Raw genomic sequence first — 25,915 nt, forward strand, 5'->3', positions numbered from 1 at the left:
TGGAATATGAAATTTCTTAAAGCCACTTTTTTCTTTGGCCTTGTTTGTTTGTTGGGTGCGTGTTCATCGACAAAAGTTACTTTAGATGTCAGTGCGACCGATAATTTAAATTTAAATCGCTTCGATGAGCCTTTACCTGTTGTGTTAAGGGTTTATCAACTAACAGATGTACAGGCATTCAACAATGCGACGTTTAACGATTTATGGAAATCAGATAAATCGGTGTTAGCCAATACGCTGGTGACGATGGAAGAGCACACGGTTTACCCTTCTGATCAAACAAAAATTGTATTTGATCAGGCTGAGCTTGCCAATTACGTCGCTATTTTTGCTTTGTTCCGTGATAGAGCTGAGAACAACTGGCGCGTGTTTTATAAATTAGATGGCGGTACCGTTCAATTATCTACCGAGCTCGACGTTGCATTAACGAGCAATTCAATTTCTCTGCCTAAAGTTGAAACACCTCAAGAGGCCACTGCTCAAACTCAAGATCAGCCAGAAGCTAGTGCTGAGGATAAAACCGCTAGCCGCAAGACAACGCGTAAAGTGAACAAATCTAAAATGTCAGACGTTGAAAGACGCAAGTACGAGCATCAGCAAAAATTAAAAGCAAAAGCGACTGCTGAAGCTGAAAGTGCAGCCAATAAAAAAGTAACAGAAGTATTAAATAGCGTAGCTAAATAATGATTTACAACGGTCGAAAGCCTGTTTGGGCAGAGGGTGTCTTACTCGCTCAACAACATTTACAACAGTTTGACTTAAGCCATGAAAACGCTGTCGCTCAGCGTTTATCATGGTGTTCTGGGTTTCATTATGGTTTTAGTCACTTAAGCTTTGATTACTCAGCATTAGCGCGTGGGGTGTTAAGTGTAACCCGGGCAAACTTCATTTTTGAAAATGGAAAAATGGTCTGTTTCGATCGAAACGTCGATCAACCTCTTGAGTTAGAGCTGCCAGCTGATACCCAAGACGTTGTGGTGTATATTGCAATGCCTGCTAATGAATCTGTGTCTGGTATCAAAGGTTACCAACAAGATGGCCAACTTTGCGCATACAGAACAGAATACTCAAGCATTAGTGATCAGCATGATGTCATGCGCAAAAGGGAAGTATTGTTCTCGACGCCTAATCTGTTTTTATTGACTGAAGATGATAGTCACCACCATTTTGATAGTCTTGCTGTCGCACGATTAAAAAGAAGTGCTGATGGTGGTTTCTCAATAGATGATTCATTTATTCCTCCTTTACTTAACGCACATATTTCTAATTACTTAAAAAACTTTCTGCAAAAAGCATTTAACGTTGTCAGTGCTAAAGCATCACATTTAATGTCTCAGGCTCAAGCACTTGAAGCCAGCGATATTCAAAATTTAATGATCCTCAATGTATTACTGCCTAAAGTAGTCGAGCTCAAGCATTTGACAGAAATTGATGTAGTACACCCAGAGCGAATTTATTTAGCGTTAAGTCAAATTACGGCCTCTTTATCAGCGTTGAAATTAAAAAATTTACATGAGCAAATACCCGAATATAACCATAAAGATTTGGGCAGTGTATTTTCGCAGATAGATGAAACCTTTACTCAGTTGTTAAGTACAACCCAAGCAAAAGTAACCAGTGATATGAAGTTGGTTAAGCTTTCAAGTGCCATCTATAACGTAAATAACATTGATGCTCAGCAGTTTGACAAACAGGACTTCTACCTTGGTGTTTATATGGAGTCTGCTGATAACCAGTGGATAGATATTTTTGGCAGCCAAGTGAAAATCGGCTCTGCTGCCAAATTAGAGTTTATTGTTGCTTCTGCCTTACCTGGTATCAGTATTCAGCATGTCCAGCGCACACCTCATAATTTAGCTATAAAGAGTGGCTTTGAATATTTCCGCTTGGAGCCGTATGGCGATTTATGGCAAAACATCGTAGAAGAACAAAATGTAGGTATTTTTATTCCTCATGGTCTGCAAGATATCCAACTGGAATTTATCAGCATTGATAAAAGTTAATTAATAAGGAAATACACGGAATAAGCACATGGAAGTACAAGAAGAGATGGCGAAACAAGATTTATTAGCTTGTATCGCGCCAGTTTTACATGCGTTGATGCCGCTTAAGAACAAAGATAAAGCAGCTGAGTTGGACCTCTCATTTCGTGAGCACCTCATTTCCTGTATCGATCAGTTCGAACGTTTGTGTTACGAAAATCAAATTAAAACTTCGCAAATGCAGCAAGCTAAATTTGCACTTGCAGCGACATGTGATGAGTTGGTAATGGGTTCGAATGTGAGTTTCAGAATGGAATGGATGGCACGCCCTTTACAACTTGAGTTTTTTGGCAATAACCGTGCGGGTGAAGAATTTTTTGAGCGGTTAGATAAATTACGCATGGCTGGTGAAAGCCAGTTAGCTGAATTGGAAGTTTATTATGTATGCCTGCAACTGGGTTTTGAGGGGGCATATAAAATAAAAGGCCTTGAGCAATTAAAAGCTCTGATCGTTGATATTCGCGCGCAAATTGAGGATGCGCAAGGCCAAGTAAACACGGCCTTATCGGTCAATGGTGCACCTGCTGAGAACTTTGCCGTTAAGGTTGGCAGAAACTTACCATATTGGGTCATTTTCAGTATTGGTTTTAGTGTGATCATGTTTATGTACCTCGCATTTCATTACGTCATCAGCCAACACGCTGACAATCAAGTTCAGTACATTCAAGAACAATCAATTGTGATGGATACACAATTTAAACCCGCTATTCACTCACAAAGGGGACAGATAAATGAGTAAGGTCAATACAACTGGCCTAGGGCACTTTTTAATTGGCTTAATGTCATCGCGCGCAACGGGGCAGATGGTTGGACTCATTGCGGTATTAAGTATTATTTGGTTTGCTGGTAACTTTGTTGGTTTAGATACCAGTGATAAAAAATTACTAGCGATGGCCGCCGTTTTTGCTGCTTTTATCATTTATTTAATTGCCAAATGGATTTGGACTAAACGCTCGGGTGATTTGTTAGTAAACGAGCTAGCAAGCCATAATGCGAGTAGCCAGGCTGAGATGGAAGCGATTCAAACTAAAATGCAAGAAGCATTGAAATCGCTGAAAACGTCTCATTTGGGTGCTAGAGGTAATGCTGCTTTATACGCACTGCCTTGGTATATGATCATTGGTCCATCAGCAACGGGTAAAAGTACATTATTTGCTAATTCTGGTTTGCATTTCCCGTATGCCAATTCAAACGATTTACACATTCAAGGTTTTGGTGGGACGCGAAATTGTGATTGGTGGTTCTCCGATCAAGCGGTATTAATTGATACTGCCGGCCGATATACAACCGAATCGTCTGATAACCAAGAATGGTTAAGCTTCTTAAAATTACTGAAAAAATATCGCCCCAAATTGCCGATAAACGGCATTATGGTTGCTATTAGCGTGGCGGATATTTTAACCGCTGATAGTGAAGGTATTCGCCAACACGTCAAACTTATCCGTGAACGCATTCAAGAGCTTATCACCGAATTGGGTGTCATCTTCCCCGTTTATTTAGTCTTTACCAAAACGGATCTAATCAGTGGTTTTGAACCCTTCTTTGCTGATTTATCAGAAGCAGAGAGAAATCAGGTCTGGGGTACTTATTTACTGGATGACAGTGAAGATCAGACGATTGATTCTGCAGAGTTATTTGAAGTGCGGATGACTGAGCTCTATCAGCGTTTATGCGACCAGCGATTAGGGAAAATTGCCAGAGAAAGGAATGTATCGCGTAAGAGCTTAATATTTGATTTTCCGAATCAGTTTAAAGCTGCTTCTGGCAAATTAACTGAATTTGTTAACTTGCTCTTTAAGCAAAACCCTTATCAGGAAGTACCTTGGTTTGCAGGTGTTTATTTTACTTCTGGTACTCAAGAAGGCTCGCCAATTGAACGGATTATGTCGGGTGTTAGGGAACAATTTTGCTCAGTTGCCCTTGAACAAAAGTCAGAAAGTATTACCAAGAGTTATTTCATTAACAAGGTATTTAATGACGTTCTGTTTAAGCTTCAAGATTTGACGCGTGGCAACAGGCGACAACGCAAATTACAACGTTGGGCAAAAGGTTTAGCCGTCACTTCGACACTGGCTTCTATTGGTGGTGCCGCCGCATTACTTATGGCTTCGTACACCAGTAATTTACTGTTGTTAAGCGACGGCCAAACGCGTGTAGAAAACTTAATGGCATTGTCTACTACTCAAACCCGTCCGGACCAACGTTTTACTGCCGCAGCTGATTTATTTGAGCATTACACAAAGTTAGTTAAATACGAGCAAAGTTTACCTTGGTATTTCTTATTTGGTATCTATGAAGGGGATGATACGCTCGCGGCCATTGAAACCTTAATGCTGCAAGAACTCAATAATGTGATGATTCAGCCTGTGTATAACCAGGTACATCAATCTTTGGTTCAAGGACACCAACAATGGGTTCAAGCGCTTACACCTGAAGCTCAAAACAAATTTAGAAAGGACTATTACAACCATTTAAAATTGTATTTGATGTTCTCTACTTATCCGCAAAAGATTAGCAGTGAAAAGGATGCTTTTTCTCGTGTTGAATTAAGTCAAATTTGGCTAAAAATGCTGGGTTTAGATGCTGATAATGAAAACCACCAAGCTTTAATCGCCAGTGCTGATGACATGATTGGGTTTTATTTAAACAGAGTCGGTCGAGATATAGAGCAAGCAACGGATGTTGATTATTGGCCTGCTGATGCTCAGTTAGTTGAGCTCGCTCGAAAAGATTTAAGAACCGATCCAGAAGCTAAGCCTTTATATCAACAAATCGTCAATAGTAAACAGCTTGCCGAACAATCAATCGATTTAAAAGATTTACTCAGCCCGGCTAATCGTGAGCATCTATCAACTACTCAAAGTATACCTTTAGCTTACACCCAATTTGGTTGGCAAAATGTGGTTTACCCTGAAATAAAAAGGGAAGTGGCCTTGGCAAGTTCAGGCGACTGGGTAATGGGTCAAGGCACAACCTCGGGCGAAAATACCATAGATGTTGAAAAAGGGCGTGCTCTTGAAATATCAATTCGTCGTTTATATTTTGATGACTATGCTCAGCACTGGTTTTCTTTCTTACAACATACTCAGTTATCTGCTTCAGAAAACATTGGCCAACATAATTTGAAACTAAGTAAGTTAGTGACACCTGAAGGGGCGATTGCTGAACTTATGGCTAGAGTTAATGACAATATTCAATTAGTTGATGACCCTAAAGCGACCCAAGCAGTGGTAGATAAAGTCTCTACGGTACAAGCTAAATTGTCTGATACATCGAGCCCGGTAAATAAACTTGCAAATAAAGTGGCTACGCAAGTTGCATCACCAATAGCACAATTTAAAGTACCTGAATTAGAAGATAAGTTTTTGGATTTAAGACGTTTTACTAATAGTCCAGAACAAGGGAAAACCTCAGATTTTATCAAACAATATTTATCTGCTTTAGCGCTCGTACAAGCTGATATTAGTAAAGTGGCGACCAGTAATGAGCCTGCGCTTGCCGCTATTAGTATTGCTGAAGAATTACTTCAAGGTTCAAAAAATCAAAACGCCATTCAAACTGCTTGGATTGTTTTAGATAGTCAATTGACATCACTGGATGATCAAACGAATCAAGCCATTGCTCCATTACTTAAATCAGCATTAACGAAAACCGTCGAAAATGTATTTTTACTTTCAAAAGCACAAATTAACGACGAGTGGAATAATCAGGTTTACGGCGCTTACAAAGAAGGCATTAAAGGTAAATTTCCGTTTAATAGTCGAGGTGTTGATGCCACTACTCAAGATGTTGCTGACTTTTTAAATAAAGAAACCGGTACGTTATGGACGTTTGTAGATCAAAGACTTAAACCATTTTTAAAGCGCAGTCATCGACGTTATTCAGAGCGCCAATGGCATGGTTTGGGTATTGGTTTTGATAAAAAGTTTATCAACGGTTTAAACCTGGCTCAAAAGGTGAGTTACTCACTCTTTCCAAAAGGTGGTACTGACTTATATGTCAAATTCCATGTCTTACCGATCCCACAAAGAGGGATAAGAGAGACGTTTATTGGTTACAGTGAACAATCGTATCGCTATCGCAATGAGCCTGAAGAGTGGCGTCGTTTTTTATGGCCAGGCATGGGGGCAACAGAAGATGCTAACTTGTACGGTGTTAATCGTCAGGGTAAAAAGCTTGCCATTAAAGAATCGGGGCCTTGGGCATTTTTTAGAATCTTAAACAAAGCGAAAGTTAAATGGGTACAGGGCACGGAGTATTCTGCTATTTGGCAACTACAAGATGCCGATAGTGCCGATTCTGATTTGCTAAATGTGCGTTTTAATTTTAAGTCGGCGAGAAACAGTAGCCTCTTTGATAGAAGTGTCATCACACGTTTTGGTTTACCAGAAACGATTTTCAATACCTCTGACCTCGCATTAGCGAATAAAAGTGCAATGAGGTAAATGAGTATGCTGAATTTCTTTTCTCGTAAAAAAGCGGTAGAGCCTGTCATTCAAAAAGTGCATGAATTTGGCTACCTAGGCAAAACGGCTCTTCGCCCAGACTTTGTGAAATTGAATGTCTCATCTCGTGAACTGATTAATTTAGATAATTGGTTACAAGAAGGATTTGCGTATGTCCATAGACAAGGTTTAAGTCACAACGCTGATAAAGATTCGACGCCCTGTCTTTACTTCCTTTCAGGTGGAAATGAAGACTCCAATGTAATGGGGTTAATGCAACCAAGCGTAGATAGCAGTGGACGACATTATCCTTTTGTCAGTTTTGTGCACTCAGGTGCTGATTTATATAAAAAACACCCGAGTTGTATGTTTTTAGCGCATGTTGACGCTATTCAACAGCTGTTGATGTCTACTGATAAAGTGTATTCATCTCGTTCAATTGAAGAGATGGAGTTTTATTCTGAAGAGCTTTCACATGTTGCTGGCATGTTGAAAAACCCTGTGGATTTAACCCAAGTACTCGATAGATTTCGTCATATTGCAATGGCTGATTTTTGGCATGCAACGGGTCTTAGCGATATTGAAAACAGGGCCGTGTTTATTCGAGAATCCTCACTTAGTATGCAATCAATGGCGAATAGAGGGTGCTTAAGAACACACTTTGGCTTGCGATTCCCAATGCCGGTTTTTTCACCAGAAAATGCTTATGTTGGCGCATTTTGGTTGCATTTAGTCACCATGATGGTAGCGGATCATAATTGGCAACCTTGGTTTTTTTATAGTTTAGGCTCTGCTCAACACAAACCGAGTATGACGATTTTTGTTCGACCGGTTCCTGCTTCTTGTTTTGATAGTGTGTGGAATTTATCTCGTCAATCTCAAAATGTGATTGATTTGGTACACACTACGGCTTCGAGTAAGCCTTCTCAAAGTGATTATGAGTTAGCTGGCGCAGAGAATGTGAGTTTGTACGATGCTCTCAGACGTTGGTGTAAAGGAGTTTAAGATGACAAAACCTTATACACATAATGATTGGCAAGAGTGGTTAGAAAGTTTGCTACAACCAATCAAAGACAGGCCTTGCGGTGAAGACTTAAAGTATGAAGAAGATTTTAAAGCTATCAAAGCTAGTTTTTCATCACTTGAAGTTGTTGATTATAAGCCAATCTTTATCACTTTAACTGAGCTGCTAGCGACTAAGACAAAGGATTTGAGGTTAGCGGGATATTTAACGTTTGCCGCGGCGCACGAATTTGGTTTTCAAGGTTTGTGCATGGGATTTGTGTTATTTAATCGTTTTTTAACCGACTTTGAATCTGACGTATTCCCAGAAACGCCAAAAGCGCGACGCTCGGTTCACAAATGGTTTTTAGGTCAACAAGCCAGGCTTCAAGCTGTGACGGCGCTTAATCACTCACCAGAACCCCAAATGCTGGTCGATTGTCAAAGTGCGCTTTACGATTATTCGCAAAATTCTGTACCAAAACTTGATGAAAATGCAGGCCCATTGTCTGATATCAATGCTTGGTTAGACAAATTAGCTAAAGCTAATCCGATTCAAAAAACGCCAGAACCTGTTGAGCAGACACCTCCAAAAAATACCAACAACAGTGAAGTCACACCTGCAATTGAAAATGTGACATCTAATGAGCCGTCCTTAGCGACTAAAGCGTTAGAAACCGATAGTGATTATCTCGACTCTATCAGAGAGCTAATAAAGTTTGACAGAGACAAGCAACAATTTGTGCGCATGCTTAATTTAGCCAGAACGGCTAGGTGGGGGTTAATCAAAGTACCGCCAAATGAAGCGGGAAAAACTCGCCTTCCTGCACCAAGACAAACGGCATTTTCACCAATAAAAAATGCAATTGCTGAGCAAAACTATCAGGATGCGTTTTTAAAATGTGAGGCTTTATTTTTAGAAGGTGCAATGCACTTCAATCTCGATCTACAAATGCTTTGTTATAAAGCAATAAAAGGGATGAGCCAGCCAAAGTTAGTGACTGCACTTGAATTGCAGCTTCTTTACTTAATTACGTTTGTACCCAACCTAAGCCAGTTGACTTATGAAGATGGCACGCCTTTTTGTTCTGCAACTAATAAAGACTTAATGAGTGAAATAGAAAGCAGGTTAACACAGAGCGAAGCGTCATCTGCTGCTACTGATGAATTGGATGAAATGACTCAGCAAGCATTTGCATTGGTTGAAAAAGGACAATGCGAGCAGGCGTTAAAATACGTCTCAAAGATGACTTGCGACGAACCCTTCAAACATTTCCAGAAATCGTTTATTCAGGCTCAAGTATTAGTGCGCGCTGAAAGACTCGAATTAGCGTTACCCATTTTAACAGAGTTAAATAAACAGATTGAAGAACGAGAGGCAAGGATTTGGCGACAGGACTTTGTTATCCAAGTATGGCGACAAACTTACCAATGTTTAATGGGCTTATCAAAAAACACCGAAGATGACTTTGCACTTAAAGCAACCGTTATTAAAAACAACTTAATTTTAACTCGACCAGAAGCAGTCTTGAGTTTATAACTGATTTAAAGCAATGCCTAAAACGATACCGTCGTTTAGGGGAAAAATGAAACATTAAAGCAGTAAAACAACATTAAAGGGAAAATTATGTCTGATACATTCCAAAATGAAATTCCCCGTTCACGGGTCAATATTTCACTAGAACTAGATACTAACGGGGCATCGCGATCAAGTGAATTACCATTAAAAATGCTATTAGTTGGCGATTATTCTAATGGTCAAAATGATATCGATTTTGAAGAGCGTGAACGAATCAGTATCAGTAAAAATAACCTTGATGAAGTTTTAAAAGATATGGCACCTAAAGCTCAGTTCCAAGTCGAGAATCAAATCTCAGGTGATGGCACAATTGGTGTTAACTTAACATTTGATTCTTATAAGTCATTTGATCCTGAAGATGTTGCTTCTCAAGTACCTGAGCTGAACAAGATGATGGCCATGCGTAATTTACTTCGCGATTTAAAATCTAACGTACTAGATAACTCATCGTTGAGAAAAGAGTTAGAGCGTGTATTACAAAGTGGTGCTGAACTTGACGAGCTTAAGCAAAAATTAAATGAGCTGGTTCCACTTAATGAACAGCAGGCTGAAATTAAGGAAGAGGACGCTCAATAATGAATATGCCAGAGTTGACGAATGTCTCGTCTAAAGAAGAGCTTAAAGTTGAAGTCAGTACTTATGAAACGCTATGTAATCTAGTCGATATTGCGCCTATTGAAGAACAAGTTTCATTAGATGCATTTCGCGATGCGAATAAATTAGCTGAAACGGATGCTGATCAGCGCTTAACAGCAGCCATCAGTGTGTTTTTAGATATGGCACAGGATACAGACATTAACCGTATCGATAAAACGTTATTAGATAGCTACATTTCTAAAATTGATAAAGTTATTTCTCAACAGCTAGATTTAATTTTACACCACAAGGAATTTCAAAAAATTGAATCTGCGTGGCGCTCACTTCAATACTTAGTTAATCGCACGCCAAATAATGCCAATATAAAAATTGAATTATTAGATGTTGATAAAGAAACGCTTCGTGAAGACTTCGAGGAAGCCCCTGATACCACTCAATCGTCACTGTATAAACATGTTTATACAGCAGAATACGACACGCCAGGTGGCGAGCCCATTTCAAACATCGTTTCAAATTTCGAATTTGATTGCAGCGCACCTGATATCAATTTATTACAAGAGATCTCACGTGTATCTGCGGCAGCACATTGTCCATTTATCGCAAGCGCCGGTAATAAGTTCTTTATGAAAGAGTCGCTTGAAGATGTAGCAAAAATTCAAGATTTAGGCTCTTACATGGAACGTGCCGAGTTCTTACGTTGGAAAAACTTCCGCGAAACAGAAGATGCCCGCTATATCGGTTTAACATTCCCGCGCTTTTTATTGCGTTTACCTTATGGTGAAAATAACCCAGTTCGCAATTTTAACTATGAAGAAGATGTGACTGCACAGACGCACGATAAATATTTATGGGGTAACGCTTCTTTTGCTTTTGCATCTAACATTGTAAATAGTTTTGCGCAAAATGGTTGGGCGGTTCATGTCCGTGGTCCTCAATCAGGTGGTAAAGTTGAAAATTTACCGCTGCATTCATATCAATCTGGTAAAGGGGTTGAAACGAAGATCCCAACTGAAGTGCTTATTTCAGAAACCAAAGAATTAGAATTTGCTAACCAAGGCTTTATTCCGCTGAGCTATTATAAAAACTCTGATTTTGCATGTTTCTTCTCAGCAAACAGTGCTCAAAAGCCACAAGAGTTTGAGAATACTGAAGCAACAGCCAATGCTCGCATCAATTCTCGTCTACCTTACATTTTCTTAGTGTCACGTATCGCACATTATTTGAAAGTGATTCAACGTGAAAATATTGGTTCGAGCAAACCTAGACATGAGTTAGAGCAACAGCTTAATGAATGGTTAGGAAACTTAGTCACTAAGATGAATAACCCTGATGAATCACTGATTGCCAGTCATCCACTTAAGGATGCTGAGGTTGTGGTTTCAGAAATTCCAGGCAACCCAGGTTATTACCGAGTCAATACATACGTCGTTCCACACTTCCAAGTTGAAGGTGTTGATGTGCGTTTAGCACTAGTCGGTCAAATGCCAGGTGAAAAACTTTAAATTGCAATAGCGATTTTATAAAAGAACTAATGGCTGGTTTATATAAAAGCTCATAAGGAGAGCATTAATTATGAAAACATATCTATTTATTTTTCTTTTGAGTGCTTTTCTTTTTCCATGTAATGCACAGGAATTAATCATTTCTGAGCATTTAAAAGCTAAAGTCGGTAAACCAGCCTCTATGGCGCTATCGGGTAATTTACTCATTTTAAAATACGACGATTGGACGTTCTCTTTTGAGAATATACAGCCAGAGACTTATGTTGCAAATGTTAACTTAACGGGTATTGAGCACCTATTTATAGATAGTTTGTTTGACACTACTAAGCGAGATAAATTACCAAATTGGTTAGCCATTATTTCAAAAGAGCTAGCTGACTCTGTCGCGCCTAAAGGTAGCTCGGTGAATATTGCGAATTTAGGAAATTCAAAAATCTTGAGTTCTTATAATCACGATGGTCAACAAGGCTTTATATTTATTCTAGAAGAACGCCTCATACACAAAATTGAGGTATTAGCTAAAAAAGGTCGTTTTGATAATTTAATGGATAATATTACACAAAGGAATCTGTGATGAGCTTAACGAAAGCTGAAAAGGAAAATCTCAGAGCGTTTTTATCTGCTGTTTATGGAAATCAAGTTAACGGTTGGAGTATGAATAATGATGTATTCAACCTTACTTTTAAAATGCTAGAAGATTCAAGGAAATGTTCGGATTTAATGGATTATGTCCCAAGGCCAATGGCTTTAGGTCAGGCTCCTATCAATTATGTAAGAAAGTCGATTCGTGAAACTCTATTACGAAAATTAAAAAACAATAAGGCTCATTACAGAGCTTGTATTGGTGTAGTTGCAAATAAAAAGAAAACTAAAATCTATATGGCTGCGATGGGTTACTAGCACCATTCAGGCAAACTGGTTTGCCCCTTTTTCTGCGGATTTGTAAAAACTGTGTTTTTTAAATTTCACGTTCTTTTTGAGAAAGTGTTTAAACGTTTTCTCATGGCAAGAATTTACTTTTACTAACTGTAGTTAAAGTAATACCTCAAGACATGGAGCTTAAGCTTTGAGGGCTATTCTTAACTGAAGTAGAGTTATTAATACATGTCTAATTTAGGAATAATAATTATTTAAAGGAGAAAAAAATGGCTATTCCTGCTTATATGTGGTTGAAAGATGATCAAGGTAACGACATCAAAGGTTCTGTAACAGTTGCAGATCGTGAAGGTTCAATTGAAGTTTTACACTTTGAACATGAATTACGTATCCCTACTGATAACGATACTGGTGAATTAACTGGTACACGTAAACACGAAGCTTTTGTTATTACTAAAGCGGTTGATTCTTCAACTCCGTATTTATACAAAGCATGTGCTAATGGTCAGACACTTAAAAGCTTAGAGCTTAAGTGGTATCGAATTGATGATACTGGTACTGAAAAAGAGTATTTCCGTCATACATTAGAAGGTGTAAAAGTCACGTCTGTTGCACCTGCAATGCACAATGTTAAAGACTTAGATAAAGAGCGTTACCCTCACTTGGAGACAGTAGCACTTCGTTATCAACGTATCACTTGGACATTTGTTGATGGCAATATTGAGTTCTCTGATTCATGGACTGAAGGTCGTTAATTAGTCGGGTAATGTAAATTACCACTTTGTAAGGCGTGTAGTAATACACGTCTTTTTTAGGATTTAGCAATGGCTTTATTTGACATTTTAGCGTCGGAAAGAACTCAGTTACACCAGTTCCAGCAGGGTGAAAACAAGGGCCAGCTTTCTAGTCGTGAGAAACGCAGTGTTCAAAAGCACCTTAATACGTTATTGAATGCCAGAAGAGGTGTTTTGAAACACCTAAACGACTATGGTTTGCCTGATGTTCAAGATATATACGAAGCTTTACCTTATTCGCAACATACGCTGGCAAATGAAGTTAAACAACTGATTTTAAAATATGAGCCACGTATTAAGAATGTGATCGTTACGCCAATAGATATTAAAGATGAAAACTGTGTAATTCGTCTAGATATCAAAGCATTTTTAGCAACGGGACAATCTATGAGATTCAACACCCGTTTTGCAACAGGCGGTAAAGCGAATGTCAATAATGCACAAGATAGCCAACACAGCCATTTAAGGGATAGATGAGATGCAGCAATACTTCGATCAACAAATGCGCTTACTGACACAGGCGGGCAAACAATTTGCACAGAATTATCCAGAACATGCTGGGCTGTTAAATATTGATTCGTTAAAAGATAGAGACCCTCATGTCGAACGTTTATTAGAAGGCGTCGCATACCTTACGGCTAACATTCAAAAGCGCTTAGATGAGGCCATACCTGAAGTATCTGAACAAGTACTAAGGCAGCTTTGTCCTTTTTTATTAAATCACTACCCATCTTCAACGGTATTGAGCTTTACACCTAAGTTGTCAATGCAAGCGAGTGAATTGATTGAAAAAGGGCTTGAGGTTAGTGCAGGTGCAGTATCTGTTGATGATCAAAATAAAGTCGAATGTCGGTTTACCACAACTGAAGATGTTACGGTTGTACCTTTTAAAATTACCAATGTAGTTTACCAAGATACCCACCTTGGTGCTGAACTTAAGCTAACATTTAAATGGGCTTGTCAGGGCGATAGAAGTAATTACGATTTATCTAAAATTAATCTTTACTTATGTGGTGATACACCACTGGCCAGTAGTCTATTTCAATTTTTGCTTCAACCTTCAAAAGCTATAAAACTTTCGTACCCCGATTCATCTCAAGTTGGCGATGTTTTATTAGATGGTTGTAGCCTTGCCGCTAATTTTGTCAACGGACAAAGCCCCATGCTTTGGCAAGCTGCACAAAGCCATCCGAGCTATGCTTTACTGCAAGATTATTTCAATGCAAAAGAGAGATTCTATTTTGTCAGCTTATTAGGGCTGAGTAATGAATTAATCACAGCCGATGCAGATGAATTTACCCTAACATTTAGTTCAGAAGTGAAATTACCACCTGGTAATCAGGTGAGCAGCCAAAATATCTTACTCAACTGTGTACCTGCAATTAACTTATTCAAGCAAGATGCAGAACCAATCAGATTAGAGTCAAACCGACTGGATTATATGGTCACAGCCGATCGTACGTTAAGGCATTCGGTCTATACACATGCGGTTAAAGAGGTTGTAGGCGTTGATAAATCGACGCTCAATAAAACTCAGTATGTACCACGCTACAAGAGCATTTTTAATGATGAACTCAGGTTGTATACCCTTATTATTAAAGATATTGGTGATGCCGTTCCCACTCATTATATCCAAGTATCCTTCGATGCCTGTCAAGATGATGAAAGCCTCTCTCTATCTGTCGATAGTTACAATGCTTCATGGCCAAAGCGCTTATTAAAAGAAGGTGATTTAAATCGAGCTGGCCAAAATATGCCGAGTACAATGACGGTCAGCAATATCATTCGGCCAAGTAATATCCGCAAGTGTCCGCCACAGCCAAAGCACTGGCAATTGATCAGTTTGCTCAACCTCAAGCTGACAGATCTCACGCAAGCAGATGAACTCAAGCGTTTGCTAGCGCTGTTTGATTGGTCAGAGCGAACTGAAAATCGCAGACGTATTGAGTCCATCACTGACATAGAAACACGTCCTTTAAATCAAATTAAGCAAGGAATTTTTGTTAAAGGTATAGAAATTAAAGTGGTACTTGATGAGAGCTTGTTTGTTTGTGTGGCTGACATTTATCACTTTGGTACATTACTTCATCAATTTTTCCAGATGTATGCTCCGATAAATGAAAGTATTCAAACAAAAGTTGAATGTGTACCGAGTTATCAATCATTTACTTGGCAGTTAGCAGCTATACCGTTTGTTGGTGGAGTTGAGTCTTGATGAATTCGTTTAGAGCAAAATTACCAGGTCAAATTGATCAATTACTGAATGAACCTTGGACCTTTAGTTTTTTTAAAGCGTTAACGCTTTTAGAACAACATATGGCTATCGATGGCGAAATGACCTCTGGCGATAGCCAGGCCATTCACGTCACCCCACATAAAGAAATGTGTTTTCCTGCGAGTGATTTAAGAGATTGTAAAATCGACAGTCACACCCAGTTAAGTCAGCAAAAATTGCGTGTAGAGACGAGTTATCAAGGTTTGTATGGTGTTGACGGTTCGTTACCGCATTATGTGTTAGAGCAAGCAGCCAGAGATGATTTTGCAGGGGAGGTGACGCGGGCCTTTCTAGATATGTTTAATCACTTACTTTATTGCCAAACATTTCAAGCATGGAAAAAGTCTCAATTAAATATCAAAGGTTATGGCTCCGAGCAATTTGATTTACTGCTAGATAGCATTCTTGCTAGTGCAAAAGAAAGGCGAATTCATACCAGTATTGCCAGTTTAAAACAAAATAGCGCCAGTGGTTTATTGCAATTACTTAAACTTGAGTTAGACATTGATTGCATCGAATTAAACGATAAAGAAGCATATTGGCAACCTATTGATTCACCGTTTATTTTTGGTCAAGAACACAACTCTGTATTAGGCGAATCGACTATTTTAGGTGAGCAAATTTTAGTCTCTGGTGGGCGAGTAAAAGTTGTCATTGGCCCTTTAGATGCAGAGCTTGCTAATGAATACAGGCCAAACCACCCAATGGGTAAAAAACTCAATATGTTATTAACCAGCCAGTTGCCAAATGAAACGAGCTGGTCATGTGATTTACTCATTAATCAGGCTGCTCAGCCAGTCCAAGTACTGGGCCAAGATACAATCGCATTAGGACAGGGGCTATTTGTTGGTGATTCGCAAGCCAGCCAAATTAAGCAAACCTATCAAATGAAACAATTTCACTAAGAATAAAAACAAGGATAACTAAACAATGGATGTAAAAGGGATCAAACAACTCATTGACAAATTGAATGGTCATACCGCTACTGCGCTTGAATCAGCAGCCGGGTTTTCAGCAAGTCGCACACATTTTGAAGTATTACCCGAGCATCTATTAATCAAGTTATTGGAAGAAGGTGCGCAAGGTGATATCGATCGAATCTTTCACTTTTTCCAAGTTGATGCCGATGCAATCTGGCAAGCGTTACTGAATCACTTAAATACTCAACCGGCTGGAAGTCAGAGCAAACCAGGTTTTTCTCGCAGGTTATATGAATGGTTAGAAAAGTCTTGGTTAGCCGCCAACATGCACTATAAAAATGATTGGATCACAGGTGTTGCATTAATTGATGCTTTAATTGAGTTAGCACCTTTTTCACCCGTACTGTCACTGGCTAACTTACTGGAAAAAGTGGATGTCCGTTTTTTAAGAGAGAATCATCAAAAAATCTGTAAAGGCTCTTCTGAACGATTTGAATCGACAGTTAATCAGCAAACTCAGACGAAAACTGAGCAAGCAAGTGAAAGCACAGGACAAGCACTAAACGATTTTTGTGATGATTTAACCGCTAAGGCCGAAGCGGGTGGTATTGACCCTGTACTTGGCCGAAATGATGAAATCCGCATGATGATTGATGTTTTATGTCGTCGTCGTAAAAACAACCCCATTATGGTTGGCGATCCAGGTGTTGGTAAAACGGCTGTTGTTGAAGGCTTAGCGCAGCGTATCAATGATGGCCAGGTACCTAAAGAATTAAAACAGGTCCGACTATTAACCTTAGATATGGGGTTATTACAAGCTGGAGCTGGGGTAAAAGGTGAGTTTGAGCGTCGTCTTAAACAAGTTATCGACGAAGTAAAATCATCAGCTACACCCATTATCATGTTTATCGACGAAGCCCACACTCTGATTGGCGCAGGTGGTGATGCGGGTATGAGTGATGCTGCCAATCTACTCAAACCAGCACTTGCAAGAGGTGAGTTGCGTACTCTAGCTGCAACAACTTGGACTGAATATAAAAAATACTTTGAAAGAGATGCGGCACTTGAGCGCCGTTTTCAATTGATCAAAGTTGATGAGCCAACCGAGCAAGCTGCAAAGCTTATGCTGACGGGGCTAAAAAATAAATATCAAACGCATCACAATATTCAAATTACTGACGATGCAATTGAAGCTGCAGTCAGCTTATCAGCGCGTTATATCACAGGACGTCAATTACCCGATAAGGCCATTGATGTATTAGATACTGCAGCGGCCAGAGTCAGAATGTCATTTGCCACTGAGCCAAGTGCAATTGAATCAGAAGTCGAACATCTTGCATATTTAAACAAGCGTATCAGCAGCTTAAGTGATGAAAACGCTCAAGGTTTGGAAGTCAATACTCAATTAATTGAGCAATTAGCGACTGAGCAACAGACATCACAGCAAAAGCTAGATCAGCAAAGCGCCATCAGACAAAAGCAAATTGATACACTCAGCCAAATCACCGAATTAAAGCAAGCTCAAGAGCAAGGTCAGGATGTTAGTGCTCAATTGCTTGAAATGCGTAATTTGCTTAAATCTCAAAATACTGAAGGCAATGGTATTTTTTCTGAAGTGAATGCCGACGCTGTAGCAGAAATCATTGCTGAGTGGACGGGCGTACCTGTTGGTAGCATGGTTAAAGATGAGGTTAATACCCTTATCTCGCTTGAACATCACCTAGCTAAGAAGGTAATAGGTCAGAATCAAGGTATGGCTAAATTGGCGCAAGCACTTCGCGTAAGTAAAGCGGGTGTTAGTGCAAGTGAAGGCCCCTTAGGTGTCTTTTTACTCGCAGGTCCATCTGGTGTGGGTAAAACTGAAACCGCACGGTCTTTAGCTGAACAGTTATTTGGTGGGGATAAGTTCCTTATCACGATTAACATGAGTGAATACCAAGAGGCGCATACCGTTTCTCAATTAAAAGGTTCACCTCCTGGTTATGTGGGCTACGGTGAAGGTGGTGTATTAACAGAAGCGGTTCGCCAACGTCCATATTCTGTGGTGCTTTTAGACGAAGTAGAAAAAGCACATCCTGATGTGATGAACCTGTTTTATCAGGTATTTGAGCGCGGCTTTATGCGAGACGGAGAAGGGCGAGAAATCGACTTTAGAAACACAGTGATTCTGATGACATCAAATTTGGCATCACAAACTTTAATTGATGCTTGCACGCCGCCAGCCATTGAAACGCTAGATGGCATAATTACTGATAGCGAGCCAGAAGCAGTAGAAGAGAAACAATGGTCTAAGCCGTCAATTAATCAGCTTAATGAGCAAATTAAACCCGAGCTATTGAGTTATTTTGCGCCTGCATTATTAGCTAGAATGCAAGTCATCCCTTATTTACCACTAGACAGTGAAGCGCTCAGTCAAATAGTTGCACTGAAACTAGAAGCGGTAGCAAATCGCTTAAAGTTAAATCATCAAATGCAAATGCGTGTAGATGGTCAGGTCATTGAAAAATTGGCGGCACAATGCCAGATGTCAGATTCAGGAGCACGCATGGTCAATGCCATCATCGAGCAGCAAATACTGCCAGGGATAGCGCGCTCGGTACTAGAGTTTATGGCACAAGAAGATTTACCGGATATTTTAACGCTGACGTTAGATGATAACCAAGAAATAGAAGCTGTATTTGCCGATAGTCATTAGAGGATCATGGTTATGTTTGATGAATTAATGCCAGCTCAGGCCAACCAAAGTCATTTTTTTATAGATATCACCGGCATTCCTGACGGTTTGGTGATGGTCACTGACTTTAAATCGAATGCTGATCAACTCAGTGATGAATACGAATTTATCATCAACATTGTCAGCATGCAGCACTTTAATGAACAAGACGTATTAGATAAAAATGTCACGTTAATCATGAAGTGGGCGCAAGGTGATCGCTATATATCAGGCTATTTGTCTGAGTTAGCCTACTTGGGCAAAAATAAAGACGGTGAACATTATCAACTGACCCTGACATCAAAACTGAAACGCTTAACGCTGACCCGTGCTAATCGCGTTTTTACTCAAGTCAGTGTCGGGGAAATTATCAAACAAGTTTTAACTAAAAATGCTTATCCACAAGCTGAAGTGAGTATTGAAGCGCAAGGCCCGACATTAGATATGTGCGTGCAATACGATGAAACGGATTATGATTTTGTCACTCGATTAATGCGCAAATACGGTCTGGTTAGTGGCTACATTCAAAGTGCAAAACAAGCCGTTTTGTATGTTTGTGAAGATAGTGCAAAACTCGCGCAAAAGAGTGAGTCAATCGATTTAGGTTATGTCGGGCCATCGTCACAGGTCAGATTAAGTGAAACCATTTTTGCCGTGAGTCGCAAACGTCAATTATTGGCGCAAGAGGTTGTACTTGATGATTACAATGATGAACAACCGCAAAACTTAACGGTGAGCTCGCAAAATAGACATCAAGTTCAGGGAATAGGGCAAGTTCAACATTACGGCGAAAATTATAAATCCACCGCAGATGGCCAGTTGTTAGCAAATGTTAGACAACAATCACTTGATTGTATGCGAGATATTATCGTCGTTGATACCGATTGCCGAGCGTTACGACCGGGCTGCTTGTTAACTATTTATGATCACCCCGACTACAATGGTCGCTATTTAGTCATGTCAGTTAAGCACTTTGCTAATCAAAAATCGGCTTTGAATTACGGCGATCACATCAGTGGGTTAACCTACAAAAATCAAGCCTGTATCATTCCTTACGATGTGCCATTTAAGGCCGAAATACCTGCTAGCCGCCGTGTTTTTACGACATTTACAGCAACAATAGAACAAGAAATTGATGATGACGGGCGTTATCGCATCAAATTGCCATTTGAAACGCAAGATATGAGTAATCCGAGTAAACCCAGTCGATTGGTGCAGCCATATGGGGGCTCAGGCCACGGTATGCATTTTCCTTTATCTAAAGGGACTGAGGTTATAATCGCCGGTGAAAATGGAGATTTAGACAGACCCATTATTCTAGGTGCTATATATAACCAAAATAGCCCCAGCCCGGTAAATAGCCAAAACCCAACAGAGAATAAATTGGTTACTAAAGCGGGTCATACGCTGGTGATGGATGACAAATCAGCGGAAGAAAAAATAAAGCTAGCCACAAAAAGTAGTGAAAACGCGTTGTTGTTAGATGCAACCAATGATAATCACCAAGCGAGTTTGATCAGTCAAAAAGGTGATATCCACATTCAGGCCAAAGGCAGTTTGAATTTCGGCGCCGAAGGTGATCACAACGTAACAACGGGCGCGAACTTAACGATAGCCGCACAAGATAATTTTCAATTACAAACTCGCCAAGGCGATGTTGAGTTGCAAAGTGCAGCAGCCATTAAATTAGCGGCTGAGCAGGCTATTGCAATTGAGACCTCTACAGACGCCATTTCGTTAAAATCTGAATCTGAATTGAATTTACAAGCAGGCCAAGATACCAGTCTGTATTCTGAAAATGGCAATATTGAAGTGCAAGCACCACAAGGTGATATTGTGATCAATAGCGGCGGTAACATCAGCTTATTTGGCAGTGGTAATGGCTCTATTCAACTAAAACAAGCTGGTGCGTCTATTGAGTTAGATAGCGCAGGTAACTTGACCATAGATGCGAATAACATCACCCTAAGTGCAGCCAATATTGCTATTAAAGGTAATGCAGTTAGCAATAACTAGCTAAGTATAAGGAAAGACGATGAGCTCATCTAATGTTACTGCTATCTCACAAAACTGGTCGGATAATTTAGCCATTGTTACTGAAATTGATCAATGGGGCAAAGCTAGTAAAGTTGAATACCATCAACAGGTTGTTAGTACTTATGGTCAACTGCAACACGTATCTGCATTGGCCATTGGCGATCAAGTGTTAATTCAGCAAACGCATTCGGGCGTTATTATCACTGGGGTACTTGCCAAGCCTAATCAGCCTCCAGCCGCATCGATAAATGACGATCAGGGACAGATAATCATTAAAGCTGATAAAAGCGTTGCACTCGCCACGGCAAAAGGGTTTATTCAGGTTAATGCTAACGGTGAAATTAGTATCGATGGCAAAACCGTCATTGCAGTAAGTGAAGAAGATATGACGCTTGCTGGCTGGCCTATCAGGCTTAATTAATGCTGAACGAATAAGGACACTAAAAAGTGACGGATTACATCAATGCCCACCAAGGAAAAGCCCAAGCAAGTGTGCAATACAATATTGATAACTTATCAGCAGAACAACGCTCAGGTGGTAACCAGGCTTGGCGACACAATAATCCTGGTTTGTTGCCATTTAACTTGGTCGCAAAACAAAATGATGCGTTAGGCCAAGCCTACGGTATTGCTATTTTCCCTGACAAAGACCAAGGTGAATCGGCTTTTAAAGCGCACTGTCAAAGTGCAAAATTTTCAGGCTTTACATTAGGCCAGATGATCGCCCATTTTATTCCAGATTATTATCCCGAACCCCCAGAATACGACGAAGAGACCAAGCAGGCCATCTTACCTTGGATTGAAAGCGAAACCGGTTTGGATATGAATGCGCCATTGACCGATTACGACCGTTTTTATGATTTAGTGCATCAACACATTGGTTGGCAAAGTGGTAATACTGAAACCATTGAGAAAGACACTGAAACGCAAGCGCAGCAAGTAGCGACGGTAAGTGGGAATAACTTGATCATCAATGGGAAAACAGCGGTGCATCAAGGCAGTAATGGCATTTTACAAACCGTTGATGTGTGCTGGACGCCAATCGGTAAAGTTGATGTGCCTATCCCTTATGCCAATATTGCCCGTTCGAGTGATGCAGCCAGTACCGCCAGTTCCGTTAAAATTAATGGCAACCCGGCGTGCAACCTTAAAAGTAACTTTAGTCAAAGTACGGGCGACCAACCGGGTAAAATGAAAGGTATTGTCAGCGGCACCTTGCAAGGTAAAGCTGAATTTATCTTGGGGTCTTTTAATGTGTTAATCGAAGGCAAACCTGCTGTTAGGCAGGGCGATTTGATGATATCTAACAGTAAAAACACCCCGCCGGCGCCACTTAACCAACCGCCAGGGGTTGCACCCAGTTCATTGTCAGTTAACAATAGGCAAGCACTTGCTGATAAGGATAATATCAGCGCCAAAGCGAGTTATTCAATTGATGCCTCAGCTGATAATCTGTTTATTGGCCAAGGTGGCATAGAAAGGCGCCAAGGGGCGTTCAATGCTAAAAAAGTGTTTAGTGAAGGATCATAAACATGACAGTTCAAAAGGTATATACGACCGATATCCCTAATGCAGACGATGCCTGCCAAATCAATTTAACTTTACCTGCAACAGGGCAAGATGACATTAAGATCCCTTTGGGTTGTGCCTTTACCCACACCAGTGACGATAACCCTAATGAACTGCCCAACTTTGTATCGGTAAAACCGCTAGTCTTTAGCGAGCCGACATTGAACCTGCAAAAGGCGTCATCGCCAGAATTTATCCCTATGGATAAAGACAAAATGACCTTTGCTGAAGATGATCCAATCGGTTTTTACTATATTTTTGTCAATGGTCATTTATGGCGTGAAATGGCGACGCTCGATAAAGGTTTTTTGCATGAAATCGATTTAAGCCTTCACCACGACAAAAATCACCGCCCGTATTCAGCAAAAGCGGCGATGGAAATACTACTGCCCATTAAAAATATGGGGTTATTAACCGACAGTGATGCGCTTAGTGAAACTCAGGTTGATATTGCCTTTTCTCGGGTGCAATGGTCTTGGCAGTATATTAATGCACTTGGCGGCATGTGGCCAAGCGATGCAAGGTTTGAAAAATCACCTCAGCTCACTAAATGTGACGATATTGATAAAGCCGCGCAATACCGTCAAGCGCGAATGCAACAATTAGATTTATCTCAAGCGCCCAATTGGCAAAGTATCGAAAACATGGGGCAGCTAAATGGTGCTGCCTGTGTCTACTTGCACGATATGCTAGGGCTGGCTCAACAAGCTAAATTAAATGCAGACTTTGCGCTGGCTTTACTCAAAGAAAATCAAGCTTTTTTAGAAAAAAATGACTTTTATCAATCGGCCATGATGGCGCATCAGCTCTATTTAGCCGATGAGTTGTGGGAAACCGAGTTAGTCACCACACCAAGTGGTAGCTATGTTGCCCAGCAGCAAGTGTATACTAAACGCGACCACCAAAGTCGTACCGCTCGAGGTGTGGGCAAAGAGCTCAGCCGGGAAACACTCGAAAAATTCTTAGTCGGTGATGCTACTAAAGTACTGACGTATTTAGATGATTACATACTCGCCAGAGAGCAATTGACCGATTTATTCTACCTTGATAACAGCCAAATAGAACAAACGCTGTTTGAAATTTGCCAAGCATCAAATATTCAAAACCCACCTGAATGGCAAGCCACGGTTAAAGATTTAAGCACACTATCGGCCATGCATTATCGCACTGCGTTTGAATGTATTTACGAGCAGTTACTCACCTTGTTAGTGCCAGCAACGGCCATTCCGTGTTTTATTCCAGCCATTAACCAAATGGCTGAAAAAAAACGTATCAGCAAAGCACTTAAAGTACGGATAGAAGACGACCTACAACTAGTGAAAAGCTTAGTCACCAACCAGAGTGACTGGTTGGCGGTGCAATTTAACCCGCCCAAAGATTTATTTGGCGATGATTTAAATTTAAACCAACCCAATGAAGACACGTTAAGTGAGGAATTAGGCGCTTTTGACCCCAATAAACTTAAAAAAGATCAAATTAAAATTGATTACCAAACATCGGGGCTGATCCCACCATTGGTATTACTGAATAACTCCAGTCAGTTTAGTCATAAAGGTTTAACCGAATACTTAAGCTTTAAAGAGCGTATCTTCAAACAACAATTGCTCAATCAAATTGCTGAGGTACACGAATATCAAATGATTGGCAATTTGGTTAAATCTTTTGATATCGACACTTTTAAAAATATTACCATCGCAGAATTATCTAATATCCCAAGTGATAGGGTTGCTGTTGGCTTAAACATGGTACAAAGCCCATTATTTGAACGTAATTTAGGCAGAAAAGCCAACAAGGCAATAAAAAATGCCCTTGCATCACTAGAAGCGGGTAGGCGGGTAAACCCTAACCAAATAATTACCATTGCCCGTAGCTTATCAATGAAGATAAACCCTTCGGGGGTCAGTAATCAGATAACCGATAACATGGGGAATTGGGTAGCCACACAAACCCAAGAACAAATTGAGCAGATGCTAAAACATGTTTTATCGTCTAAACAGGCATTAGATGATTTTAAACGCATGGGGGTTAAAGTACTGACTGTGCCCAAAACAAGCCTGCCCGCTAATGTGGTAAGACAATATCACAATGAAATAGATCCTGGTTTACACAATAATGGTTTAAACCTATCTGGTTTAAAACAATTCACATTTGAAGCGGGTAGGTTATTAACCTGCGGCTTATTATTATTAAGTGGTATTCAAGCGTATAAAACCTATAACAACTATGAAAAAGAAGTTGGTGGTAAAAATAAAGGTTATCAAATAGCTAAAAATATAGCAGTAATAGGTGGTACTTTGGCAGCGCTTGGCAGTGTTTGGGAAGTTTACTTTTTAAAAGATGCTGAAAAATATGCTTTAACAAAGGCCAAATTAGACGATCTAGCAAAGGACTACACAACCAAGTTAAAGAGAGTCGTAAAATTCACCCTGCTTAGAACCTTTGGTGGTTTGGTAGGTATAGTTGCAGGGAGCGTTCAGATAGCCGATGCCGTTGAACTATGGCAATCTGCTGATAAGGACGCCGCTGTGGCCACCATCATTGCTGCAGGTTTAAGCATAGGCTCTGCATTTTATGGGGCAGTGTTTGTAAGCTTAGGGCCAATTGGTTGGGCGCTTTTTATTGGTGCTATTATTGCATCAATTGTTGCAGCCAGTTTAACCGATACAAAAGCAGAAGTTTGGGCAAAATGGGGGCCATTTGCCAAAGAAAAACGCGGTGTTTTTGCCAATGAAAAAGGTGCTGATTACAATAGTTTTTCTAACGCCAAAACCTATTATCATGCCTTACTGAGTATCTTATTTTCACCTGAAGTGCATGTATCTAAGAAAGGTCAAAACCGTTATCTCATTGGCGTATCATTAAAGCTGTTTAACAATATCGAATCTGAACTAGAGCTGACTTTTAATTACCGCTACCTCCATCCAATAACGTTAGACATTTATTCCACACAATGGGCAATGCAGACTAAAGAATACAAAACCCGGTTTAATGACGCAAATCAGTTAGTGCATGCCGAATATTACCTTGATCTGGGCAGTGAACAGGTAATTGATACTGAAGAACCTATTATTAAACTTAGATATAACAAAGAGCTGACGCTACCGCTTGATTTTGATGCGTTAAAGCAACCCTTACCTAATTTATAAAAAGAATAACCATGTTTAACTTAAATCCAACGTTACCGAAAGAAACGACGTATAACCGTTTTTTTCAAAGTTTTAATCATGCGTCTTTAACCGAACAATTTGATGGTTTGTACTTTACTCGAAAATTTGAGAAAAAATTACAAAAGCGACGTTTTTTTGAAGAGCAACCTGAACGTTTTTTAGTTAAAGCGTCGGATAAACATTTCGCGGGTTGGTTCTCATTAGGGTGCATGTTTTTGGGGTTTGCAGGCAGTTGTTTCTGCGCCATTTATTTACCCGCTTGGCTAATATTTTTTTTCGGTGAACCTTTTGATTATCATTTTTTTATTGCCGTTCTTATCTGGAATTTATTTTGGTTAAATGCCTTTCCTTGGAGCATGCGAGTTGGTTCGGATAATATTATTTATTTTGATCGCTT

At 40.0% G+C, this 25,915-nt stretch carries 19 protein-coding genes and 1 pseudogene; all 20 read left to right on the top strand.

The annotated features are described in order from the left end of the window. Positions 1 to 6: 6 nt before the first annotated feature. Positions 7 to 684 (top strand): type VI secretion system lipoprotein TssJ, encoded by a 678-nt coding sequence (gene tssJ / locus HR060_RS13665; protein WP_174200855.1) that lies wholly within the window; start codon positions 7 to 9, stop codon positions 682 to 684. After that, positions 684 to 2,003, top strand: a complete 1,320-nt coding sequence (tssK, locus tag HR060_RS13670) for a type VI secretion system baseplate subunit TssK (protein ID WP_174200856.1) — start codon at positions 684 to 686, stop codon at positions 2,001 to 2,003. Before tssJ ends, tssK begins: the two co-directional genes overlap by 1 nt. Before the next feature lie 28 nt (positions 2,004 to 2,031). After that, the gene (icmH, locus tag HR060_RS13675) at positions 2,032 to 2,781 is read left to right on the top strand and encodes a type IVB secretion system protein IcmH/DotU (RefSeq protein WP_174200857.1); all 750 of its coding nucleotides are present in this window, start codon (positions 2,032 to 2,034) and stop codon (positions 2,779 to 2,781) included. Beyond that, positions 2,774 to 6,487, top strand: coding sequence for a type VI secretion system membrane subunit TssM (gene tssM / locus HR060_RS13680; protein WP_174200858.1), 3,714 nt, complete (start codon positions 2,774 to 2,776; stop codon positions 6,485 to 6,487). Before icmH ends, tssM begins: the two co-directional genes overlap by 8 nt. Positions 6,488 to 6,493: 6 nt before the next feature. Further along, complete coding sequence (gene tagF / locus HR060_RS13685) at positions 6,494 to 7,492, top strand: type VI secretion system-associated protein TagF (RefSeq protein ID WP_174200859.1); 999 nt, start codon at positions 6,494 to 6,496, stop codon at positions 7,490 to 7,492. 1 nt (position 7,493) lies between these two features. Beyond that, entirely contained in the window at positions 7,494 to 9,029 is a 1,536-nt protein-coding gene (locus tag HR060_RS13690; protein ID WP_174200860.1) for a TssA family type VI secretion system protein, read from the top strand. Positions 9,030 to 9,116: 87 nt separating this feature from the next. Continuing rightward, positions 9,117 to 9,644: a type VI secretion system contractile sheath small subunit gene (gene tssB, locus HR060_RS13695; protein ID WP_174200861.1), complete on the top strand. Its 528-nt coding sequence runs from the start codon at positions 9,117 to 9,119 to the stop codon at positions 9,642 to 9,644. Further along, positions 9,644 to 11,167 (top strand): type VI secretion system contractile sheath large subunit, encoded by a 1,524-nt coding sequence (gene tssC / locus HR060_RS13700; RefSeq protein ID WP_174200862.1) that lies wholly within the window; start codon positions 9,644 to 9,646, stop codon positions 11,165 to 11,167. Before tssB ends, tssC begins: the two co-directional genes overlap by 1 nt. A gap of 70 nt (positions 11,168 to 11,237) precedes the next feature. Beyond that, positions 11,238 to 11,741 (top strand): hypothetical protein, encoded by a 504-nt coding sequence (locus HR060_RS13705; RefSeq protein WP_174200863.1) that lies wholly within the window; start codon positions 11,238 to 11,240, stop codon positions 11,739 to 11,741. Further along, positions 11,741 to 12,067, top strand: a complete 327-nt coding sequence (locus HR060_RS13710) for a hypothetical protein (RefSeq protein WP_174200864.1) — start codon at positions 11,741 to 11,743, stop codon at positions 12,065 to 12,067. Before HR060_RS13705 ends, HR060_RS13710 begins: the two co-directional genes overlap by 1 nt. A 245-nt stretch (positions 12,068 to 12,312) precedes the next feature. Beyond that, positions 12,313 to 12,798 carry an Hcp family type VI secretion system effector gene (locus HR060_RS13715; RefSeq protein ID WP_174200865.1) on the top strand — a complete coding sequence of 162 codons (486 nt, stop codon included), beginning with the start codon at positions 12,313 to 12,315 and terminating at the stop codon, positions 12,796 to 12,798. Between the two features lie 69 nt (positions 12,799 to 12,867). Then, on the top strand, positions 12,868 to 13,314 hold the full coding sequence (tssE, locus tag HR060_RS13720; RefSeq protein WP_174200866.1) for a type VI secretion system baseplate subunit TssE: 447 nt from the start codon (positions 12,868 to 12,870) through the stop codon (positions 13,312 to 13,314). 1 nt (position 13,315) lies between these two features. Further along, a complete protein-coding gene (gene tssF, locus HR060_RS13725) occupies positions 13,316 to 15,052 on the top strand; it encodes a type VI secretion system baseplate subunit TssF (RefSeq protein ID WP_174200867.1) in 1,737 nt (578 codons plus the stop codon). Then, positions 15,052 to 16,017, top strand: coding sequence for a type VI secretion system baseplate subunit TssG (locus tag HR060_RS13730; protein ID WP_174200868.1), 966 nt, complete (start codon positions 15,052 to 15,054; stop codon positions 16,015 to 16,017). The genes tssF and HR060_RS13730 overlap by 1 nt, the downstream gene beginning before the upstream one ends. Positions 16,018 to 16,042: 25 nt before the next feature. Next, positions 16,043 to 18,727, top strand: coding sequence for a type VI secretion system ATPase TssH (gene tssH, locus HR060_RS13735; protein ID WP_174200869.1), 2,685 nt, complete (start codon positions 16,043 to 16,045; stop codon positions 18,725 to 18,727). Between the two features lie 12 nt (positions 18,728 to 18,739). Beyond that, complete coding sequence (locus HR060_RS13740; RefSeq protein WP_246283173.1) at positions 18,740 to 20,761, top strand: type VI secretion system Vgr family protein; 2,022 nt, start codon at positions 18,740 to 18,742, stop codon at positions 20,759 to 20,761. A gap of 19 nt (positions 20,762 to 20,780) precedes the next feature. Further along, a complete protein-coding gene (locus tag HR060_RS13745; RefSeq protein WP_174200871.1) occupies positions 20,781 to 21,203 on the top strand; it encodes a hypothetical protein in 423 nt (140 codons plus the stop codon). A 26-nt stretch (positions 21,204 to 21,229) separates the two neighbouring features. Further along, on the top strand, positions 21,230 to 22,312 hold the full coding sequence (locus HR060_RS13750) for a PAAR-like domain-containing protein (protein ID WP_174200872.1): 1,083 nt from the start codon (positions 21,230 to 21,232) through the stop codon (positions 22,310 to 22,312). A 2-nt stretch (positions 22,313 to 22,314) separates the two neighbouring features. Next, complete coding sequence (locus HR060_RS13755) at positions 22,315 to 25,497, top strand: sulfite exporter TauE/SafE family protein (RefSeq protein WP_174200873.1); 3,183 nt, start codon at positions 22,315 to 22,317, stop codon at positions 25,495 to 25,497. 11 nt (positions 25,498 to 25,508) lie between these two features. Next, positions 25,509 to 25,915: pseudogene (locus HR060_RS13760) on the top strand (hypothetical protein); the annotation flags it as partial.

The sequence above is a fragment of the Marinifaba aquimaris genome, assembly GCF_013328345.1.
In the GTDB taxonomy this organism is placed as follows: domain Bacteria; phylum Pseudomonadota; class Gammaproteobacteria; order Enterobacterales; family Alteromonadaceae; genus Marinifaba; species Marinifaba aquimaris.

Excerpts from the sequence above, each read along its gene's own strand:
- tssJ (WP_174200855.1), top strand. The coding sequence starts at position 7 with ATGAAATTTCTTAAAGCCACTTTTTTCTTTGGCCTTGTTTGTTTGTTG.
- tssK (WP_174200856.1), top strand. The coding sequence starts at position 684 with ATGATTTACAACGGTCGAAAGCCTGTTTGGGCAGAGGGTGTCTTACTC.
- icmH (WP_174200857.1), top strand. The coding sequence starts at position 2,032 with ATGGAAGTACAAGAAGAGATGGCGAAACAAGATTTATTAGCTTGTATC.
- tssM (WP_174200858.1), top strand. The coding sequence starts at position 2,774 with ATGAGTAAGGTCAATACAACTGGCCTAGGGCACTTTTTAATTGGCTTA.
- tagF (WP_174200859.1), top strand. The coding sequence starts at position 6,494 with ATGCTGAATTTCTTTTCTCGTAAAAAAGCGGTAGAGCCTGTCATTCAA.
- HR060_RS13690 (WP_174200860.1), top strand. The coding sequence starts at position 7,494 with ATGACAAAACCTTATACACATAATGATTGGCAAGAGTGGTTAGAAAGT.
- tssB (WP_174200861.1), top strand. The coding sequence starts at position 9,117 with ATGTCTGATACATTCCAAAATGAAATTCCCCGTTCACGGGTCAATATT.
- tssC (WP_174200862.1), top strand. The coding sequence starts at position 9,644 with ATGAATATGCCAGAGTTGACGAATGTCTCGTCTAAAGAAGAGCTTAAA.
- HR060_RS13705 (WP_174200863.1), top strand. The coding sequence starts at position 11,238 with ATGAAAACATATCTATTTATTTTTCTTTTGAGTGCTTTTCTTTTTCCA.
- HR060_RS13710 (WP_174200864.1), top strand. The coding sequence starts at position 11,741 with ATGAGCTTAACGAAAGCTGAAAAGGAAAATCTCAGAGCGTTTTTATCT.
- HR060_RS13715 (WP_174200865.1), top strand. The coding sequence starts at position 12,313 with ATGGCTATTCCTGCTTATATGTGGTTGAAAGATGATCAAGGTAACGAC.
- tssE (WP_174200866.1), top strand. The coding sequence starts at position 12,868 with ATGGCTTTATTTGACATTTTAGCGTCGGAAAGAACTCAGTTACACCAG.
- tssF (WP_174200867.1), top strand. The coding sequence starts at position 13,316 with ATGCAGCAATACTTCGATCAACAAATGCGCTTACTGACACAGGCGGGC.
- HR060_RS13730 (WP_174200868.1), top strand. The coding sequence starts at position 15,052 with ATGAATTCGTTTAGAGCAAAATTACCAGGTCAAATTGATCAATTACTG.
- tssH (WP_174200869.1), top strand. The coding sequence starts at position 16,043 with ATGGATGTAAAAGGGATCAAACAACTCATTGACAAATTGAATGGTCAT.
- HR060_RS13740 (WP_246283173.1), top strand. The coding sequence starts at position 18,740 with ATGTTTGATGAATTAATGCCAGCTCAGGCCAACCAAAGTCATTTTTTT.
- HR060_RS13745 (WP_174200871.1), top strand. The coding sequence starts at position 20,781 with ATGAGCTCATCTAATGTTACTGCTATCTCACAAAACTGGTCGGATAAT.
- HR060_RS13755 (WP_174200873.1), top strand. The coding sequence starts at position 22,315 with ATGACAGTTCAAAAGGTATATACGACCGATATCCCTAATGCAGACGAT.